The sequence below is a fragment of the Microbacterium sp. Y355 genome, assembly GCF_059445345.1.
The window spans coordinates 3,494,512-3,510,762 of record NZ_JCAIUD010000001.1 but is presented as its reverse complement, the minus strand read 5'-3'; the positions used below and the strand labels follow the sequence as shown (position 1 = coordinate 3,510,762).

Genomic DNA, 16,251 nt, shown 5'->3' with positions numbered 1-16,251 from the left:
CCGACGTTCTGCGACAGGTTCGGCGTGAGACACCATTCCCGACGTTCTGCGACAGGTTCTGCGTGAGACACCATCAATGCCGTGGTGTCTCACGCGGCCGATGTCGCGCACTGCAGCAGATGGTGTCTCATGCAGCCGATGGCGTCTCGCGTCAGGCGATCTCGCCGGCGGTGACCGTCTCTGCCAGTGCGTGCACGCGGGACAGGTGGTGGGCACCGTAGAAGTCGGCGTCGGTGAGGCGCGCGGCATCCGCTTCTGCAGGAGCAGAGTGTGCGGACACCGCAATCACGGCGAGCGCGTGCATCCAGCCGCCGGCGAGCGTGCCGAGCAGCATGAGGTAGGGAACGCTGACGGCATAGGCATCACGCGCCGAATCAGCGAATCCGAGGATGCTGGCGGTCGCACTGCGCGCCGCGGCGAGCGCACGGGTCAGCCGGTCAGCCGTGCGCGCGGCGACGTCGGAGTCCATGGCACCGAGTGCCACCACGGTCTGCTCGATCTGCGTGAACAGTTCGGCGACCGTCGCGCCCTTATCGCGCAGCACCTTGCGTCCGATGAGGTCGTTCGACTGGATCGCCGTCGTTCCCTCATAGATCGGCACGATGCGGGCATCGCGGTAGTGCTGGGCCGCGCCGGTCTCTTCGATGAAGCCCACACCGCCGTACACCTGGATGCCGTCGCTGGTAACGCGCAGCGCCTCTTCACTCGCCCAGCCCTTGAAGATCGGCACGAACAGCTCGGCCATACGCAGGACGTCTTCGTCGTTCTCGGCGCGGTCGAAGAGGTCACCGACGAACACCGACAGCGCCCGCATCGCGAAGACCTGGCTCGACATGGAGCGAAGGATGCGGCGCACATCCGGGTGCTCTGCGATCGAGGCGCCTGCGGGGCGGTCGAGAACGCGTCCTTGCAGGCGGCCAGCGGCGTAGTCAGCAGCGCCCTGGTAGGCGCGATCCGAGATGCCGGTCGACTGGTGCCCCATGCCCACGCGGGCGGAGTTCATCATGACGAACATGCCGGCGAGTCCGCCGTGCAGTTCACCGACGAGGTAGCCGGTCGCGTCCTCATATGACAGCACGCAGGTCGGGCTGGCGTGGATACCGAGCTTGTGCTCGATCGCGACGGTCTCGATCGGGTTGCGCTCCCCCAGCGAACCGTCGGCGCCGACCATGATGCGTGGCGCGACAAACAGCGACAGCCCCTTGGCCCCATCCGGAGCATCCGGAGTGCGCGCGAGCACGAGATGCACGATGTTCTCCGCGACGTCGTGGTCGCCCCAGGTGATGAAGATCTTCTGCCCGCGGATCGCATACGTGCCGTCTTCGCGCGGGGTCGCCATGGTGCGGATTGCGCCGAGGTCGGTGCCGGCCTCCGGCTCGGTGAGGTTCATGGTGCCGGTCCACACGCCGCTGACAAGTTTGGTCAGGTAGGTCTCGCGCAGGTCATCGGACGCCGCGGCATCGAGCGCGTGGATGGCGCCAGATCCCAGCATCCAGCAGAGCGCGAACGCCGCGTTGGAAGCGTTCCAGATCTCGCCGAGTCCTGCGCCGACGGATTCGGGCAGCCCATCGCCGCCGGCGGATTCTGGGGCAGTCGCGCTCACCCAGCCCGCTTCGACGAGCGCCTGGTATGCCTCGGCGAAGCCCTCGGGAAGGTGGACTGTGCCGTCGACGAGCCGCGCTCCGACGTCGTCACCTACTCGGTCGAGAGGTGCCAGTACGGATGCGGCGAACTCTCCGGCGCCGGCGAGAATCTCGACGGCGTCTTCGGCGCTGAGCGCTCCATCGGATGCCGTGGCGACGATGTCGCGGCCGAAAGCCTCTCCATAGAGGAAGGCGTAGTCCGCGACGGGCGGGATGTAGGGGGTGCTGGCGGTCATCGACGACTCCTGACATTGAGAGACTCCGACCCATATTAGCTGAGACTGAGTCCCACGGCCAGAGCCGACGTGCTCGCGCTGTGGATAACTCTGCGCGCCGGGCAGTGAAGCGGGTACCGTGCTCGTCATGGCTTCCCCATCCGCTCGAGTGACGGCATCCGGTCAGGCATCGGCTCAGGTATCCGCGACGGCATCCGCGCAGGCATCCGTTCGAGGCGCCGTGGCGCTTACGATGCTTGCCACCGCCGGAAGCGCGTCGATTCTCGGCGCGCTGTGCACGGTAGCCCTGTTCGTTCTGGAGGAGATCTTGCCCGCCGAAGGACTGCTCCTTCCCACGCTCATCGTCTACGCATTCGCACTGAGCTGGTGGCTGCTCGCCCTGCTATTCGTCGCCGGCATAGTGCTAGGCATCCGTTCATCTGATCGTCTACCGCAGATCATCTGGGCGATGATCACCATCGCCGCATTCACGACCGCGGCGGTGTTGCTTGCCACCGTGAGGATGTTCCCCTGGCCCTTCACGCCGGCCTTCATGTGAGCGCCGGGCTTGATCTGAGCGCCAGCCTTCATCGGAGCGCCAGCCTTCATCGGAGCGCCAACCGTCATGAGCGCCAACCGTCATGAGCACCTGCCATCATCGGAGCGCCAGCCGTCATGAGCGTCGGCCGTCATCGGACCGGGCGTACCCTGAGGGCATGACCGGAGTCTGGGATGACATCGCCGAGCAGTTCTTGCAGCACTACAAGAAGGGCCGCCGCCTGCTGGCGGTCGCCGGAGTGGATGCCGAACGCTCCCGTCAGGCCGCCGACGCGCTCGCGGCTGCACTGGCGGATGCCGGGGAAACCGTCGAACGCGCACACAGCACCGATGGCGATGAGGACGAACTGCGCAGCGCCATCGTCGCACCGTTCCGGGCGGCCGTGGCATCCGAAGCCGTGCTGGTGGTGTCTGGGCCCGCCGAACTGCTCAGCAAGAGCGCCCGAGGGATGTGGCACTTCACCGTGTGGCAGCTCGCTGGCGAGGAGCCACCGCATGCTGCGGCATCCGCTCTGGTGGACGTCACGGATCCCGCGAACCCCACGCAGCGCTTCGCCGACTACTGCGCATTGCCATCGAGTTACGGAGCGTGACGCATCCGAGTAGCATTTGAGGCGTGACCGAACGCGCCCCTCTCTCTCGCAAGTTGTCCGCCATCGCCGAGTCAGCGACCCTCAAGGTCGACGCCAAGGCCAAGGCCCTGAAGGCCGCGGGCAAGCCCGTCATTTCCTATGCTGCGGGCGAGCCTGATTTCCCCACCCCGCAGTTCATCGTGGATGCCGCGGCCGTCGCACTCGCCGACCCAGCCAACTACCGGTACACGCCGGCGGCAGGGCTCCCCGCGCTACGCGAGGCCGTTGCGGCGAAGACGCTTCGCGACTCCGGCCTTGAGGTCGCGCCGAGCCAGGTCATCGTGACCAACGGCGGCAAGCAGGCCGTGTACCAGGCGTTCCAGACTGTGGTGAATCCCGGCGATGAGGTGCTGTTGCCTGCGCCGTATTGGACCACCTATCCCGAGGCGATTGCTCTTGCCGACGGCATCCCTGTCGAGGTGTTCGCCGACGCCGACCAGGACTACAAGGTCACCGTCGAGCAGCTCGAAGCCGCGCGCACGTCTCGCACGACTGTGCTCGTCTTCGTCTCTCCCTCTAACCCGACCGGCTCGGTGTACACGGCTGCGGAGACCAAGGCCATCGGCGAGTGGGCGCTCGAGCACGGAATCTGGGTCATCTCGGATGAGATCTACCAGAACCTGACCTACGAGGGCGTCAAGGCGACCTCGATCGTCGAGGCCGTTCCGGCACTCGCGGGCCAGACGATTCTCGTCAACGGCGTCGCAAAGACCTACGCCATGACCGGCTGGCGCGTGGGCTGGATGGTCGGCCCCGCCGACGCGATCAAGGTCGCCGGCAACCTGCAGTCGCACCTGTCAAGCAACGTGAACAACGTCGCGCAGTACGCAGCGATCGCCGCGCTCACCGGACCGCAGACCGAGTCGGAGCAGTTCCGCGAGGCCTTCGATCGCCGTCGCCGCCTGATCGTGGCGGAGCTGTCGAAGATCGACGGCGTGCGCGTGCCGAACCCGCTCGGCGCCTTCTACGTGTACCCCGACGTGCAGGGTTTGCTCGGTCGCACCTGGGGCGGCGTCACTCCGACGACGTCGCTCGAGCTCGCCGACCTGATCCTTGACCAGGCCGAGGTCGCCGTGGTTCCGGGCGAGGCCTTCGGCCCCTCTGGCTATCTGCGGCTGTCGTACGCGCTGGGCGATGACCAACTACTCGAGGGCGTGCAGCGACTGCAGCGACTGTTCGCGTAGGCGCGCCTGCCGCCGGCGCCCGGATCTCGCTGGCTAGCGCAGATGCCACCGCCGCCCCCCGTTGCCGCCCGCGCCCCCTGTTGCGCGCGTCGGCAGCCAGGAGCGTCGGCGATGCGAGGGGGCGTCGCGCCGCGGCAGCGAGCTACTCCTGATACCCGATCAGCCAGCGGATGCCGTAGCGGTCAGTGACCTGACCGTCGTAGTCACCCCATGGCCGCTGCTGCAGCGGATCGACGGCCGTGCCGCCGACGGTCAATTTCGCGAACCACTCCCGCAGCACGTCCGGCTCTGCCGTGCCGAGCAGCGAGAAGGTCGCACCGACGATGTGGACGGCATCCTGATCTGGACCGGCATCCGCACCGAAAAGCACCACCTCACCCGCAAGCATGCCGTGTGCGATCGCATCGGCTGGCCCGTCGGTGCGATTGAACTGCTGGTATGAGAACAGCGTCAGATCACCGCCGAAGACGCCCTTGTAGAAGGTCAACGCCTCTGCGGCATTGCCGGGGAAGAACAGGTATGGGACGAGTCCACTCATGCGAGCGAGTGTACCCCCGGCGAGGCCTCCTGAAATCAGGAGGACAGCCCCAGATCAGGACGGATGCCGAGATTCCTCCTGCCCTGGGGACAAGTTCCTGATCTCGGGCAGACGGCACGCCGCCCCGACCCTCCCGCCCTACAGCTCGACGCCGACAAGCACCGGTTCTGGTTGCAACAGTAGGCCGAACTCGGCGTGCACGCGGGCCTGGATGTACCGGGCGAGCTCAGCCAGCTCAGCCGCGGTCGACCCTCCCCTGTTCGTGAGGGCAAGGGCGTGCTTGGTCGAGATTGCGGCACGTGACCGCGGCAGCTTGAATCCCTTGGATATCCCGGCGTTCTCGATGAGCCAGCCCGCGCTGACCTTGACCTCGCTGCGCACGGTGCGCGTCGGCGGCACGTAGCCGTCATATGCCTCGAGCGGAATAATTGTCACCGCGTCGAGGTCGGGCGCTACCGGCCACCGCGGGCATTCCGGAGGCAATTGCTTCGCCACAGATTCCGCCACGATCAGGTTCTGGAAGAACGATCCTGCACTCGCTGTGTCTGGATCTGACGGGTCGAGCAGCATGCCTTTGGATGCGCGGATGCGGAGAATCTGCTCACGCACCCAGCTCATCGGCACAGCGTCCTCCCCCGTGAGTGCCAGAGCGCGACGCAACTGCTCGCCGCGCACCACGCGTCCGGCCTCACCGACCTCGGCAAGATCAAGGGTGACCGACAGAATCACGCCGCGTCGCAGCGGGACACCGTCGTAGTGATGCTTGAGCACAGACGTGCGGAAGCCGAGGCCGAGTTCGGCCGCCGGCACCGTGGTGACCTCGCCGGTGGACTCGTCGATCAGCTCGACCTCGACCAGCGTCTCCTGGATCTCCTGCCCGTACGCACCGACGTTCTGCACCGGGGCCGCGCCGACCGTTCCAGGAATCCCGCTCATCGCCTCTATGCCGGCGAGGCCGTGCTCAACTGTGTAGGCGACCAGGTCGTCCCAGTTGTGTCCGGCCTGCACACGCACGCGCGCACGCCCCGGATGCGGTGAAGGGAGCGGCTCGATCCCCGAGGTCAGCACCCGAATGACCGTGCCTTCGAACGGCTCATCGCCGACGAACAGGTTCGACCCGCCGCCGAGCACGAACCACTCGTCTCCTCGTGCCCAGGTCTCGCGCAGTGCGTCGATGAGCTCAGGGGTGGTCGTGGCATCCAGCATCCGCTCTGGCGCGGCGCCGGTGCGCAGCGTCGTCAGCTGCGCGAGCGGGATCGGGGTGATCTCAGTCATGGGTTTCAGAGCGCCGGGATTCAGATTGCGATGCGCAGCTGCGCCTTGACGAGCACGGTCGCGTCGGCGTGCTTGACGGTGAGGTCGATGCGCACGGTGGTCTCATCAACCGCGCCGACCTTCGCGAACACCGACAGATCCGCGCCAGTCGAGGGGTCGACCACAACCGGGCGCGTGAAGCGCACGCCGTAGTCGGTGATCTTCGCGACATCGCCGAGCGCCGAGACGACGACCGACGAGGCGATTCCCATCGTGAGCATGCCGTGCGCGAGAACGCCAGGAAGACCGACGGATGCCGCGACATCATCGCGGTAGTGGATCGGGTTGAAGTCGCCGGAGGCGCCCGCGTAGCGGACCAGCGATTCGCGGGTGAGGTGGACGGTTCGCTCAGCGATCACGTCTCCAACTGCATAGCTCATGCGTCTCCCTCGCCGTCGTTCTCATCAGAGCCGACCAACAGTACGCTCGTCGCCGTGACGACATGGCCGCCCTCAGCATCCGTGATCTCCGCTTCGCTGGTGATCATCGCGTTGCCTGCCATCATGCGGATGCCGGTGACCTTGAGCCGGCCGGTCAGCTCGTCGCCCGCAACGATCGGACGGGTGTACGCGAAGCGCTGCTCGGCGTGGATGGTACGGGCCAGGACGATGCCAGAGTCCGGCTCGCTGAGCAGCTGTTGCAGCGTGAGGTCTTGGACCACCATCGCGAAAGTGGGGGGAGCTACGACATCGGCATGACCGAGCGCGCGAGCCGCCTCGACATCGGTGTGCAGCGGAGCGGCGGCGAAGACGGCGCGCGCGAACTCGCGCACCTTCTCACGGCCGACCAGGTATGGCGGCGTCGGCGGGAATTCTCGGCCGACCAGTTCGGAGTTCACAGGCACTAGATGAGTCTACCGACCGCGCCGATGAGTCCTCAGCGCTTGCGCGTACGCAGCGCCTTGATCGTCATCTGCACAGCGATCACGACGAGATATGCGGCGAACAGCATATTGCCGAGGAATGGATCGATGAGGGTTGCCAGCCATGCTCCAAGCGCTGTCGTTGTGCAGGCCGAGAGACCGATGATGCCAGCGGCGAGCAGATCGACGTTTCGGTGGCGGAGGTTGCCGATCGTGCCGGAGATCGCGGTCGGAATCATCATCAGCAGCGACGTGCCCTTGGCTATGAGGTCGCTGGTGCCGAAGGCGAGCATCAGCACCGGGACGACGATCACTCCGCCGCCGACTCCGATGAGTCCAGCGATGGTGCCGGTGCCGACGCCGACCAGCGCGAGAGCCGCCCCGTTCAGCCATCCGAGGTCAAGTTCTGCTGTACGCGAGGGGACGACGAGGAAAAGCGAGACGATCACGATAAGGAGGAAACCGACGAAACCCCAGCGCAGCGCGCTCTGCGAGATCTTCGGCAGCAGGCGCGTGCCGATCTGCGCGCCGATCACTGCGCCTGCGGCGAGGATGATCGCGGGGATCCAGGCGACTGATCCGGATGCCGCATACGAGATGACGCCGACGCTCGCTGTCGGCACGATCGCCGCGAGCGAGGTTCCAGCGGAGATGCGCTGGTCAAAGCTGAGCATCAGCACGAGCAGCGGCACGATGACCGTTCCTCCGCCGACGCCGAAGAGTCCGGAGAGGAGTCCGGCGAGCAGCCCGATGAAGATAAAAGAGAGGTAGGCCCGTGGGCCGCGGTGCGGTCGAGCGGAGTCAGTCATATTCAAGGCATCGTCCTACGCACGTGACAACCCTACTCCCAGAAAGCGTGGCTACACGACGAAGCCCGCCACCCCCGAGGGGGCGACGGGCTCGTCAGACGCGTGAGGTTACTTGCCAGCCTCGACGAAGCCTGCTGCTTCAGCGGCCTCGGCGGTGCGGAACCAGACCTCAGCAACGGTCTGCTCGTACCACTGACCATCGGGGCGGTGGAACTTCATCGAGTCCTTGTTGCCCTTGATGTCGAAGCCCTCCGGTGCGGAGCCGTCTTCGAGAGCCTCGGCGGAATCCTCACCGAAACCACCGTCGACGAGTGCAGCAACGGCGGCAGCCTCAGCAGCTGCGCCTTCTTCCTGCGACTCGGCACCGGCGTCGGCGGCCTTGTCAGCCTCGGCGGCCGGAGCAGCCTTCTCAGCCTTCGGGGCAGCCGTGGCGGCCTTCTTGACCTTCGGCGTGACGGGCTCGAGAACGAGCTCGATCACTGCCATCGGGGCGTTGTCGCCCTTGCGGTTGCCGACCTTCGTGATGCGGGTGTAGCCACCCTCACGCTCGGCGACCAGCGGAGCGATCTCGGTGAACAAAGTGTGTACGACACTCTTGTCACCGATGACGGCCAGAACGCGACGACGCGCGTGCAGGTCTCCGCGCTTGGCGAAGGTAACCAGTCGCTCGGCGTAGGGACGCAGGCGCTTGGCCTTGGTCTCCGTCGTCTTGATCGACTTGTGGGTGAAGAGCGCGGCTGCCAGGTTGGCAAGCATCAGACGCTCGTGTGCGGGGCCGCCTCCGAGGCGGGGACCCTTAGTGGGCTTAGGCATATTGATCTAACTCCTGGTCAGAATTTCGGGGAGGTCAGAAGGACTCGTCTTCGCCTGCGCCGTAGAAGTGGGCGCCGTCAAAGCCGGGCACCGAATCCTTGAGCGACAGACCGAGCGAGATGAGCTTGTCGCGCACCTCGTCGACCGACTTCTGGCCGAAGTTACGGATGTTCATGAGCTGGGTCTCCGACAGTGCCACGAGCTCAGACACCGAGTTGATGCCCTCACGCTTGAGGCAGTTGTAGGAACGAACCGACAGGTCGAGGTCTTCGATCGGCATCGACAGTTCGCTGGAGAGCACGGGCTCCACAGGTGCCGGGCCGATCTCGATGCCCTCTGCCTCAACGTTCAGCTCGCGAGCGAGGCCGAACAGCTCGGTCAGGGTCTTCGCAGCCGAAGCGACAGCATCGCGCGGGGCGATGTTGTTCTTCGTCTCGACGTCGAGAATGAGCTTGTCGAAGTCGGTACGCTCACCGGCACGAGTTGCCTCGACGCGGTAGCTGACCTTGAGGACCGGCGAGTAGATCGAGTCGACAGGAATCTGACCGGCCTCGGCGTACTCGTTGCGGTTCTGCGTCGCCGACACGTAGCCACGTCCACGCTCAATGGTGAGCTCGAGCTCGAACTTGGCGGTGTCGTTGAGCGTTGCGATGACGAGCTCGGGGTTGTGAACCTCGACACCGGCCGGAGCCGAGATGTCAGCGGCGGTCACTTCGCCTGCACCGGTCTTACGCAGGTAAGCGGTGATGGGCTCGTCGCGCTCGCTCGAGACGACGAGCTGCTTGATGTTGAGGATGATCTCAGTGACATCTTCCTTCACACCGGGAATGGTGCTGAACTCGTGCAGCACGCCGTCGAGGCGGATGCTGGTGACAGCAGCGCCAGGAATCGACGAGAGCAAGCTGCGACGCAGCGAGTTGCCAATGGTGTAACCGAAACCGGGCTCGAGCGGCTCGACGATGAACCGGCTGCGGTTCTCGGCGATCTTTTCCTCGGTCAGCGTGGGACGCTGTGCAATAAGCACTCTGGGTTCCTTTCGATCACATGTCCGCTATATGACACGTGTGGGGTGAGGTTTTGAGTTTTGAAAGTCAGGTGCCCTGGGATGGGCGGAGCGAGGGATGCCGAAGCATCCCTCGCAACAGCCAAATCAAACGCGGCGGCGCTTCGGCGGGCGGCATCCGTTGTGCGCCTGCGGGGTGACGTCCTGGATCGAGCCAACCTCGAGGCCAGCGGCCGTCAGCGAGCGGATCGCAGTCTCGCGGCCCGAACCCGGACCCTTCACGAAGACGTCAACCTTCTTGACACCGTGCTCCTGAGCCTGGCGGGCGGCCGACTCGGCAGCCATACCAGCGGCGTACGGGGTCGACTTGCGCGAGCCCTTAAAGCCCACTCCACCGGACGATGCCCAGCTGATGACAGCGCCAGACGGGTCGGTGATCGAAACGATCGTGTTGTTGAACGTCGACTTGATGTGGGCCTGGCCCAATGCGATGTTCTTCTTTTCCTTGCGGCGCGGCTTGCGCGCGGCGGCCTTAGGTGCAGCCATGAAATTATTCTCCTATTCCCTGGCCGCTACTTAGCGGGCCTTCTTCTTGCCGGCGACGGTGCGCTTCGGGCCCTTGCGGGTACGGGCGTTGGTTTTGGTGCGCTGTCCGTGAACGGGCAGGCCACGACGGTGGCGGATGCCCTGGTAGGAGCCAATCTCGACCTTGCGGCGGATGTCGGCTGCAACCTCGCGGCGCAGGTCACCCTCCACCTTGTAGGTGCCTTCGATGAAGTCACGAAGGATGATCAGCTGCTCGTCGCTGAGGTCCTTGACGCGGATCGACTCGTCGATCTCGGTCGCCTTGAGGATCTCGACTGAGCGGGTACGGCCAACGCCGTAAATGTAGGTAAGGGCGATCACCACGCGCTTATCGCGCGGGATGTCAACGCCGGCAAGACGTGCCATGCGGTATCTCCTGGGATGAGTAGAGGTGTGGGGCAGGATGTGGACCCGGGCCTCTTTCCCGAGGTGTCCCCCACTTGCGTGGGATCTTGATCCTGCCTAGTTGCGTATTGAGTTGTGAGTCAGACCTGAAGAGAGCCTGTCGGCGGAGCCGACGACCCCCACAAGAGACTTAACCCTGGCGCTGCTTGTGGCGCGGGTTGCTCTTGCAGATCACCATGACGTTGCCGTGGCGACGAATCACCTTGCAGTGATCGCACATGGCCTTGACGCTGGGCTTGACCTTCATTGTGTTTCCTGTTCGCTGTCTTCGTGCACGCCGTTGAGGCGTGCCGTTACTTCTCGACCGATCAGCGGTAGCGGTAGACGATACGGCCGCGAGTCAGGTCGTAGGGGCTGAGCTCCACGACCACGCGGTCTTCGGGGATGATACGGATGTAGTTCTGCCGCATCTTTCCGGAGATCGTTGCCAGGACTTTGTGCCCGTTGCTGAGTTCAACGCGGAACATCGCGTTGGGCAAAGCCTCCGAGATCACGCCCTCGATCTCGATGACACCGTCTTTCTTAGCCATAGCCTCGCTGACGCTTCTGCAGATTGGTCGATCTGCGTTGGATGGATGATTATTGGCGCCAACCCGGACGGACACGCCGAAACCGGGCACAAGGCACCAACGCTCTATCCTATCCGTCTGGATGGAATCCGGCAACTTGAGCGTGAAAGACGGGCCGCACCCGGGGGAACGGCCCGTCTTTTCGACGCTGAAGTGCGAGTGTCTCAGCCGAGGATCTCGGCGAAGCGCGTGCCGATGTCAGCGTTCTCGAGCCGCTCGCCGTCGATCTCGACGGTCGGCGTGCCTGCGATGTCGTGCTGCTTTGTCTGGGAGGTGACGAAGCGCTGGTACGTGCCGTCTGCGATGCAGTCAGCTGCATCGCCGGCGCCGACCTGGTCTGCGAGAGCGGCGAGCTCGTCGTCGGTGAGGCCGGTGCTGTTCTCTGCCGGCTGGTTCTCGAACAGCAGGTTGAAGAAGTCCAGCGCGGAGTCGGGTGCTTCGGCCGCGACGCAGTAGACCGCGCCCGCAGCGCGAGTGGAGAACTCGGTGTTCTGCGAGTAGCGGTCAAGAATCGAGATCGGGTGGAGGTTGAGCGTGATCTCGTCGTTGGCTGCAGCGGTCTGCAGCTGCTCGCCGTAGGTGTCTTCGAAGTCGCCGCAGATCGGGCACATGAAGTCGACGAACGTGTCGACTTCGGTTTCGCCCTCACCGAAGCTGATCGCGCCGGTCTCTTCATTGACGATCGCGCTTGCGGGCGCGGTGCCTGGGGCACTCGCCTGGTTGTTCAGGAAAACGACCAGGCCGCCGAGAGCGACGAGGACGACAACAACCGCGATCGAGATTCCGACGGCGAACCAGTTGGTGTTGCTCTTGGCAGCAGCAGCCATTTCTTTCCGATCTTTCGAGGCTCGCGCCATGCGCAAGTCCGGGAGTATGAGGGGGTGCTGTGCGCACCCGTACTTGATCAATCCTGCCGGTATTATCTATGCGCCCGTTGTGAGACACCCGCGTGCCACTGCGCGACCATCTTCTGCGTGAGACACCACGCTTGCGATGGTGTCTCACGCAGAGCGTGTCGCCGGCTGCCGTGAGTGGTGCTTCATCCCTGCCGCGGACTTGTTCTGCACAGCTAAGCCAAACGTGGATGTTGTCCACGGAACGCGTATACACGGGCGAAGATGCGTGAGGATGCTGGGATGCCGTTGCTCCTCAAAGATCGCGCCGTCACCGTTTCACCCCTCGGCCTCGTCACCACCGCCGAAGCTCGAATGCTCCACGTCGCGCTCACGCCGTCAGTGTGGCTTCGCTTGCGTCGAGGCATCTATGTCAAACGCGCTGCGTACGAGAAGCTGCCGCCGTGGAAGAAGTATGCGGTCCGCGTTCACGCCTTCGCTCGACTGCATCCTGACGCCATCCTCTGTCTGGAATCCGCGGCGGTTCTGCACGGGTTGCCGCACTTCGGGGAGACGGAGTACATCCATGTCTTCGATCCCCACCGCACGCGATCTCGCAAGTTCGGCGACGTCTTCGTGCACGTCAGCACCGAGCAGCGAGTGGCCGGACGGATCGACGGGGTTCTGCTCACCAGCATCCTCGATACCGTGGTCGATCTCTGCCGCCAGCTTCCTCCGGCGTATGCGTTGAGTGTTACCGACAGCGCCATCTCCCCAGTGCAGGGCGGATCGCTCACGCTCGACCAGTTGCGCACGCACTCCGAGGCGCAGGAGAACCGACGGGGGCGAACCCTGTTGCGTTGGGTGTGGTCACGCGCAGACGGCCTGTCGGAGTCACCTTCCGAGAGCGTGAGTCGAGCTGTAATCGAGTGGACCGGGTTTGAGCGGCCAGAACTGCAGCGCGAGTTCCACTACGAGGGAACGCTCGATCGGGTCGACTTCTTCTTCCCATCGAGTGGTGCGATCGGTGAGTCGGACGGGTGGGAGAAGTATCGACTCGAGGATCCGCGGAAGGCCGCTCGGTTGCTCGCCGATGAGAAACGGCGAGAGGATCGGCTCCGGCGTAACGGGCATCCATTCGCCAGATGGGAGTTCGCCGGCGCGACAAAGGTGAATCCGCTGGTGGATGCATTGCTCGCGGCGAAGGTTCGACGTGTCGCTCCCCCTCAGTTGCGGATGCTCACGACACTCCGGACCAATCCTCGTGCCATCCAACCGCTAGCTCTCAGGCCCTGAGACACCAGCTCAAGCAAACCGCGACACGTTCGTCGTGAGACACCATGCTGGGCGTGGTGTCTCACGACGAACGTGTCTCACCGAGCGGAGGATGGTGTGTCACCACCCCGGCCGGATGGGCGACGGAGGGGAACCCGACCGAGCTAGGCCAGGGGAACCGGAACCACGCCGAAGGGGGCGAGGCCAGCGGCGCCGCCGTCCGCCGCAGTCAGCACCCAGATGCCACCATCGTGGCGGGCCACGCTGTGCTCCCAGTGCGAGCCATCGGTTCCGTCGACCGTCGAGACGGTCCAGTCGTCGTCTTCGACCAGGGTCTCTTCTCCCCCGGCGGTCACCATCGGCTCGATCGCGAGCACCAGCCCGGGCTTCACCTCGGCCCCTGGATCAGGAGTGCGGTAGTTGAAGACACTGGGGGCCTCGTGCATCTTGCGTCCGATGCCGTGGCCGACGTACTCACGCAGGATGCCGTAGGTCTGCCCGGAAACCTCAGAAGGCCCCTGCGACTCGATGTACTCCTGTATCGCGGCGCCGATATCGCCGAGATGACGAGCGGATGCCATGGCGGCAATTCCCGCCCACATCGAACCTTCGGTCACTCGCGACAGCTCTTCGCGCCGCGCGAGTACGACAGAGTCAGCCGCACCAGGCACGATGAATGTCCTTGCACTGTCGCCGTTCCATCCCTGGAACTGCGCGCCACTGTCAACGGAGACGATGTCTCCCGCCTGCAGAACGCGAGAGCCGGGGATGCCGTGAACGACCTCCTCGTTCACCGAGATGCAGGTGGTGTGGCGATACCCGCGCACGAGCTTGAAGTTCGACTCCGCACCACGTGCGGTGATCGCTTCGGATGCCGCAGCATCCACCTCGGCGGTCGTGACTCCCGGCCGGATAAGGGCGGCCGCAGCATCCAACGACGCCGCGGTGATGAGGCCGGGTTCGACCATCGCCCGCAGCTGCGCCGGCGACTTATACAGAGAGCGGCGGAACATGTCAGGCCGAAGCGTGCAGGCCGCGGGCGTTCAGCGCCGCGGTGATCCGCTCGAAGATCTCGTCGAGCGAGCCGACGCCGTCGATCCGGTCGACGATGCCACGTGCTTCGTAGACGTCGATGATCGGCGCGGTCTCGTTCTCGTAGATGTCGAGGCGGTGCGCGATGGCGGCTTCGGTGTCATCCGCACGCCCCTGCTCCGCGGCACGAAGCGAAAGCCGGGACATGCTCTCCTCGCGTGCCACATCCAGCAGGATGACGGCATCCAGCGCCTCGCCGCGCCCGGAGAGGAACTCGTCGAGGTGGCCGACCTGCACGGTGTTGCGCGGGTAGCCATCCAGCAGGAAGCCCTGAGCCGCGTCATCCTGAGACAGGCGATCCCGCACAATCTCACTCGTCAGCGCATCCGGTACGAGATCTCCGCGCGCAGTGATCTCGCTCACCTTCGCGCCGAGTTCCGTTCCGCCCTTGATGTTCGCGCGGAAGATGTCACCGGTGGAGACCACCGGAACACCGAACGCCTCGGCGACGCGCACACCCTGGGTGCCTTTGCCTGAGCCCTGTGGGCCGACGATGAGGAGTCGTGCGGATGCTGTCAACGGAGAAGCCCTTCGTAATGACGTTGCTGAAGCTGTGCGTCGATCTGCTTGACGGTCTCAAGACCCACGCCGACGATGATGAGGATCGAGGCGCCACCGAACGGGAAGTTCTGGTTGGCTCCGACTGTCGCCAGCGCGATGAGCGGGATGAGTGCGACCAGACCCAAGTAGATGGAGCCGGGGAACGTGACGCGAGTGATCACGAAGTCGAGGTACTCGGCTGTCGGGCGTCCTGCCCGGATGCCGGGAATGAACCCGCCGTACTTCTTCATGTTGTCGGCGACCTCGACAGGGTTGAACGTGATCGCGACGTAGAAGTAAGTGAACCCGACGATCAGCAGGAAGTAGACCGCCATGTAGAGGGGCTGGTCACCGGTGGTGAAGTTCTGCGAGATCCAGACAACCCATGCGGCCGGCTCTGTGCCGTCCTGCGGCGTATTGAACTGCGCGATGAGCATCGGGATGTACAGCAGGGACGAAGCGAAGATGATCGGGATCACACCCGCCATGTTCACCTTGATCGGGATGTACGTGTTCGTGCCACCGTAGGTGCGACGACCGACCATGCGCTTGGCATACTGCACGGGGATTCTTCGCTGCGATTGCTCGACGAACACCACCAGGCCAGTGACCACCACACCGACCGCGAGAACCAGTAGGAAGACTTCCAGGCCGTTCGACTCGAAGATGGCCCACATCGCCGACGGGAACGTCGCAGAGATCGACGTGAAGATCAGCAGGGACATACCGTTGCCGATGCCGCGCTCGGTGACGAGCTCGGCGAACCACATGATGAGGCCGGTGCCGGCGGTCATCGCGATGATGATGAGCAGCTGCGCCCACCACACATCGTTGGTCAACAGCTGCTGACATGCCGCGACGTCGGTCGTGCCGAACAGCTGACCGCTGCGTGCCACGGTGACGAGCGTTGTCGACTGCAGCAGAGCGAGAGCAATGGTGAGGTAACGCGTGTACTGGGTGAGTCGGGCCTGACCTGCCTGACCCTCCTTGTGCAGCGCCTCAAAGTGCGGAATGACCACGCGCAGCAGCTGGGTAATGATCGTCGCCGTAATGTAGGGCATGACGCCCAGGGCGAAGATCGAAAGCTGGAGCAGGGCTCCGCCAGAGAACAGGTTGACGAGGCTCAGTAGTCCTTCAGCGCCCGCGCTGACGCGCAGACACTCCTCGACGTTCGGAAAATGCACGAACGGAGCTGGGACATGCGAACCAAGCCGGTACAGGGCGATGATCGCCAGGGTGAAACCGATCTTCCGACGCAGGTCGGGTGTGCGGAAGATCCGCGCGATAGCGCTAAACAAGGGCGTTCCTCCTGAAAAGGGTTGCCAGTCCACAATGGACGGCCGAAAGACCAGCGTAACGCAGAGAGGGGCCGGAGAATCTC

General features: G+C 64.6%; 20 protein-coding genes. 4 read left to right on the top strand and 16 right to left on the bottom strand.

Annotated elements, in window-relative coordinates; translation table 11 throughout:
- Positions 1-151 precede the first annotated feature (151 nt).
- Positions 152-1,879 carry an acyl-CoA dehydrogenase family protein gene (locus tag AC1C2O_RS16875; RefSeq protein WP_495431601.1) on the bottom strand — a complete coding sequence of 576 codons (1,728 nt, stop codon included), beginning with the start codon at positions 1,877-1,879 and terminating at the stop codon, positions 152-154.
- Between the two features lie 127 nt (positions 1,880-2,006).
- On the opposite strand from AC1C2O_RS16875, the gene AC1C2O_RS16870 reads away from it, so the two are divergent.
- The 3 genes from AC1C2O_RS16870 to AC1C2O_RS16860 all read left to right on the top strand — a co-directional run bounded on the left by AC1C2O_RS16870 (position 2,007) and on the right by AC1C2O_RS16860 (position 4,232).
- Positions 2,007-2,417, top strand: coding sequence for a hypothetical protein (locus tag AC1C2O_RS16870; protein ID WP_495431600.1), 411 nt, complete (start codon positions 2,007-2,009; stop codon positions 2,415-2,417).
- Between the two features lie 157 nt (positions 2,418-2,574).
- Positions 2,575-3,009: a hypothetical protein gene (locus tag AC1C2O_RS16865; RefSeq protein WP_495431598.1), complete on the top strand. Its 435-nt coding sequence runs from the start codon at positions 2,575-2,577 to the stop codon at positions 3,007-3,009.
- A 23-nt stretch (positions 3,010-3,032) separates the two neighbouring features.
- Positions 3,033-4,232 carry a pyridoxal phosphate-dependent aminotransferase gene (locus AC1C2O_RS16860; RefSeq protein WP_495431596.1) on the top strand — a complete coding sequence of 400 codons (1,200 nt, stop codon included), beginning with the start codon at positions 3,033-3,035 and terminating at the stop codon, positions 4,230-4,232.
- Between the two features lie 142 nt (positions 4,233-4,374).
- Here the strand turns inward: AC1C2O_RS16860 and AC1C2O_RS16855 are convergent, their stop codons facing one another.
- From AC1C2O_RS16855 to AC1C2O_RS16800, 12 genes are all read right to left on the bottom strand, one after another.
- Complete coding sequence (locus AC1C2O_RS16855; protein ID WP_495431595.1) at positions 4,375-4,770, bottom strand: VOC family protein; 396 nt, start codon at positions 4,768-4,770, stop codon at positions 4,375-4,377.
- Positions 4,771-4,908: 138 nt separating this feature from the next.
- Positions 4,909-6,045 (bottom strand): UDP-N-acetylmuramate dehydrogenase, encoded by a 1,137-nt coding sequence (locus AC1C2O_RS16850; RefSeq protein ID WP_495431594.1) that lies wholly within the window; start codon positions 6,043-6,045, stop codon positions 4,909-4,911.
- A gap of 20 nt (positions 6,046-6,065) precedes the next feature.
- A complete protein-coding gene (locus AC1C2O_RS16845; RefSeq protein ID WP_495431593.1) occupies positions 6,066-6,464 on the bottom strand; it encodes a MaoC/PaaZ C-terminal domain-containing protein in 399 nt (132 codons plus the stop codon).
- The gene (locus AC1C2O_RS16840; protein ID WP_495431591.1) at positions 6,461-6,928 is read right to left on the bottom strand and encodes an FAS1-like dehydratase domain-containing protein; all 468 of its coding nucleotides are present in this window, start codon (positions 6,926-6,928) and stop codon (positions 6,461-6,463) included. The genes AC1C2O_RS16845 and AC1C2O_RS16840 overlap by 4 nt, the downstream gene beginning before the upstream one ends.
- A 32-nt stretch (positions 6,929-6,960) precedes the next feature.
- Positions 6,961-7,755: a sulfite exporter TauE/SafE family protein gene (locus AC1C2O_RS16835; RefSeq protein WP_495431589.1), complete on the bottom strand. Its 795-nt coding sequence runs from the start codon at positions 7,753-7,755 to the stop codon at positions 6,961-6,963.
- A gap of 108 nt (positions 7,756-7,863) precedes the next feature.
- Entirely contained in the window at positions 7,864-8,568 is a 705-nt protein-coding gene (rplQ, locus tag AC1C2O_RS16830) for a 50S ribosomal protein L17, sunset domain variant (protein WP_495431587.1), read from the bottom strand.
- A gap of 34 nt (positions 8,569-8,602) precedes the next feature.
- Positions 8,603-9,592, bottom strand: coding sequence for a DNA-directed RNA polymerase subunit alpha (locus tag AC1C2O_RS16825; protein ID WP_495431585.1), 990 nt, complete (start codon positions 9,590-9,592; stop codon positions 8,603-8,605).
- Positions 9,593-9,718: 126 nt separating this feature from the next.
- Positions 9,719-10,117 carry a 30S ribosomal protein S11 gene (rpsK, locus tag AC1C2O_RS16820; protein WP_033106075.1) on the bottom strand — a complete coding sequence of 133 codons (399 nt, stop codon included), beginning with the start codon at positions 10,115-10,117 and terminating at the stop codon, positions 9,719-9,721.
- A 30-nt stretch (positions 10,118-10,147) separates the two neighbouring features.
- The gene (gene rpsM / locus AC1C2O_RS16815) at positions 10,148-10,522 is read right to left on the bottom strand and encodes a 30S ribosomal protein S13 (protein WP_495431584.1); all 375 of its coding nucleotides are present in this window, start codon (positions 10,520-10,522) and stop codon (positions 10,148-10,150) included.
- Positions 10,523-10,691: 169 nt separating this feature from the next.
- Positions 10,692-10,808, bottom strand: coding sequence for a 50S ribosomal protein L36 (gene rpmJ / locus AC1C2O_RS16810; RefSeq protein WP_495431583.1), 117 nt, complete (start codon positions 10,806-10,808; stop codon positions 10,692-10,694).
- Positions 10,809-10,869: 61 nt separating this feature from the next.
- On the bottom strand, positions 10,870-11,091 hold the full coding sequence (gene infA / locus AC1C2O_RS16805; protein WP_017201569.1) for a translation initiation factor IF-1: 222 nt from the start codon (positions 11,089-11,091) through the stop codon (positions 10,870-10,872).
- A gap of 203 nt (positions 11,092-11,294) precedes the next feature.
- Entirely contained in the window at positions 11,295-11,957 is a 663-nt protein-coding gene (locus AC1C2O_RS16800; protein ID WP_495431582.1) for a DsbA family protein, read from the bottom strand.
- A 309-nt stretch (positions 11,958-12,266) separates the two neighbouring features.
- On the opposite strand from AC1C2O_RS16800, the gene AC1C2O_RS16795 reads away from it, so the two are divergent.
- The gene (locus tag AC1C2O_RS16795) at positions 12,267-13,259 is read left to right on the top strand and encodes a hypothetical protein (RefSeq protein ID WP_495431581.1); all 993 of its coding nucleotides are present in this window, start codon (positions 12,267-12,269) and stop codon (positions 13,257-13,259) included.
- A gap of 143 nt (positions 13,260-13,402) precedes the next feature.
- Here AC1C2O_RS16795 and map read toward each other — a convergent pair whose 3' ends face one another.
- The 3 genes from map to secY are packed head-to-tail and all read right to left on the bottom strand — an operon-like array spanning position 13,403 to position 16,168.
- Entirely contained in the window at positions 13,403-14,251 is an 849-nt protein-coding gene (map, locus tag AC1C2O_RS16790; protein ID WP_495431580.1) for a type I methionyl aminopeptidase, read from the bottom strand.
- A 1-nt stretch (position 14,252) separates the two neighbouring features.
- Entirely contained in the window at positions 14,253-14,849 is a 597-nt protein-coding gene (locus tag AC1C2O_RS16785) for an adenylate kinase (protein WP_495431579.1), read from the bottom strand.
- Entirely contained in the window at positions 14,846-16,168 is a 1,323-nt protein-coding gene (gene secY, locus AC1C2O_RS16780) for a preprotein translocase subunit SecY (protein WP_495431578.1), read from the bottom strand. Before secY ends, AC1C2O_RS16785 begins: the two co-directional genes overlap by 4 nt.
- Positions 16,169-16,251 lie beyond the last annotated feature (83 nt).